Source organism: Candidatus Cloacimonadota bacterium (assembly GCA_011372345.1).
Lineage (GTDB): Bacteria > Cloacimonadota > Cloacimonadia > Cloacimonadales > TCS61 > DRTC01.
Genome location: DRTC01000259.1, coordinates 1 through 3,040 on the forward strand (window position 1 = coordinate 1; position 3,040 = coordinate 3,040).

At 37.0% G+C, this 3,040-nt stretch carries 1 protein-coding gene; it reads right to left on the reverse strand.

Annotated elements, in window-relative coordinates; translation table 11 throughout:
• Window positions 1-20: 20 nt before the first annotated feature.
• Entirely contained in the window at window positions 21-698 is a 678-nt protein-coding gene (rsmI, locus tag ENL20_05045; GenBank protein ID HHE37923.1) for a 16S rRNA (cytidine(1402)-2'-O)-methyltransferase, read from the reverse strand.
• Window positions 699-3,040: the final 2,342 nt, after the last annotated feature.

Here is a 3,040-nt window from a genome sequence, read left to right on the forward strand (position 1 = left end):
ATATTTATTTTATTTATTTCTCAAATTTTTCTTAAAATACAAACGAACTCTCCTTTTGCCAATCCATCAGTCATGATCGATAATTCTTTCAAATTCCCCCAGAAAAATTTTTCTTCGGGATATGTGAGTTTATAAGCAATTATGGCTTGTCTTTTCTCACCCAGAATTTTAATCGTATCTCGCAGAAGTTGTTTGAGTCTGTAAGGTGCTTCCAGGAAAATCAGATCGATGTTTCTGGGAAGTTTCTTCAGTTCTGAAAGTCGTTTATCTTTATTGGCAGGAAGAAATCCATAATATAGAAATTTGTTGAGTTTCAATCCACTTCCCATTAAAGCAGTCATCAAGGAAGAAACTCCCGGAATTGGAATGACCGGAATATTGTTTTGATGACATTGCCAAACCAGTTCGTTTCCCGGATCAGCAAAAAGCGGAGTTCCGGCATCGCTGATCAGAGCGGCAGATTCTTGATTTTCCAACAATCTTGTCAGGATATTTTGCGTTTGATCTTTTTCGTTATGCTCGTTGAGAAGTTCGAAAGGTTTTTCTATTCCGTATTTTTTCAGGAATCTGCTTCCGACTTTGTGTTCTTCAAAAATAACAAAATCAACTTCTTTCAGGATTTTCAAGGCTCTAAAAGTAATATCATCAGGATTTCCAATCGGAGTAGCAACAACGAACAATCTGATTTTGGAAGTCATTTTTTAATTTTTCAGATAGTTCTTTCGATAAAAGAGAAATGCTCCGACAAGAAGAATTATCAGAGAAGTAAGAATTCCAATCAAATGTAATTGCAGACTCCATTTGTATGTGTCAGGTTCAAATTTCATTTCCAGGATATGTTCACCTTTCGGAATGACAACTCCTCTTAAAATATAATTTGTCGGATAAATCTCGATTTCCTTTCCGTCGAGAAATGCTTTCCAGCCGGCAGGATAATAAACTTCGCTGACAGTCAGGAAAGAGGTCGTATCGGTTTTTACATCAAATTTGAGATGATGAAGTCCATACTCCTGCAGAATTACCGATGAAGAATCCGGTATAGAAATATCAGAAATTTCAGTTTCGACTATCGCAGTTTCAGCAGGATCGAATTCAGGATTGTTCAGTCTTTTCCAGATATTTTCCTTTTCACTGATAACTTCAAGATTCCCAACAAACCAGGCTCGTGGAAGATAATCCAGGTTTTTATAAGTTGTCAGTTTCTGCTTGCGGTCATAAAAGGCATATTCCAGATTTTCCAAAGGAATTTTCTGATTGAAAATGACATATTTAGCATTGAGCATATTCACAATATTCCAGTTGATCGGAATTCTATCCTTAAATTCCGCATTCAGACAATTCTCGATTATTTCCTGGTAACGCTTCAATTTTGCTCCATGATAACCGCCGATAGATTGATGATATGCAGTCCATTTATTCTGCCCAAATTCACTTCCTAAAGGATAAATCCGGAAAGTTTCTTTATCGTTCAACAGGAAATTATCGGTTTGCGTTTTTACGAGTTTATTTTCGATTACTTTTTGTGGTGTCAAGTTTTGCAGGAAACGGCTGTCAATGATCAGCAAATCGATCACAACTAAAGCAAGAATCAGGAAAAGATAAACATATTTTGAGATTTTTTCCCGACCGAAAATGAGAGTTAATCCTAAAAAAGCAAGTATCAAAATAAACGCCTGAATTCCATCGCTGACTAATTTGTCGAAGCGTTCCGCTTTCAGCATTTTTATTTGGGAAGCATTGTAACGGGCAGTTTCTCCTGCTTTGGTAAAACTCATTTTCTGAAAAACGGAATTTGAAAGAAGGAAAATAAAAAATAAAACAGCTGAGATAATCAATATTTTCTGAATGAGATCAAAGAATTTTTTGTCTTTTTCTTCAAATTTTTGGAGAATGACTTTCAATCCAAAACCTGCTAAAACTACTACAGAAAATTGTAATAAAACCAGAACCATTGCCGGCACCCTGAATTTGTTGAATCCTGGCAGATAATTCAGCAGAAGGTTTGAGATGAAAGGTAAATGCCTGCCGAACGATATCACAAGAGCAACAATTGAAACCGTCATCAGGATTTTCACTAAATAGGATCGACTGTAAATCAATCCTAAAAGTGCTAACAGGAAAATGATCACTCCCATATACATCGAAGTTTGAGTAAAAGGCATCCAGCCCCAGTAATATGGTGAAACCCCTCCATAAAAATTCGGGATCAAAAAGGTGATCATCTCCGCCGGATGAAAGGACCATTGCGTTACATAATCTTTGTCTTTATGCGAGAGTAGTCCTTCCGAACCGCCGCGGATAGTATATTCACCATATTCTTTATTCAATAAATACGGATGAGCAACTGCTGCAATGGAAATGATGAAAGCGAGCAATATAAACACTGTGAAAACAACAAATTTTGGAATTTCTTTATCTTTGATCGATCTGATAAGTTGGAAAATCCAGTAAATTCCCAGCATGATAAAAGTGTAATAAGAAATTTGCGGATGATTCTCCCGCAACTGACCAATGATAAAAAGCGTAGTCAATCCCAATCCTAACAAGTTTCTCTTTTCTTTCAAATAATGAACAGCGAAGAAGATCCAGGGAATATAAACGATAGCCCGGAATTTCGTATTATGACCGATCTCGATCAATCCGAGAAAATGGCTGGAGAGCGGGAAAGCAATGGCACAGATAAAGGCAATGATCGGTTCAAAACCGAGAAAGATCATCAACAGGTAAACTCCCAAACCGGCAGTGAAAAGAAGGAAGATTCTCCAATTTATCAATTTATCAGTGAATCTTCGCAGGTCATTAAGATACGGATATTTTGCTGACAACTGGATCAAATAACCTGGCATTCCGGAAAATAAATTGCTACTCCATAAAGCTTGGTCATGGTGAGTTTTATTGTATTCGATCAAAGGTTCGGCAGATGCTCGCCATTGGATCGAGTCGCTGGCTGGAGGAGCATAATCCAGAAAAGCGATCTTAAAGAAAAAAACCACCAATATCAGAAATAATAATCCGATAAAAAGCAGGTGGGCATATTTAC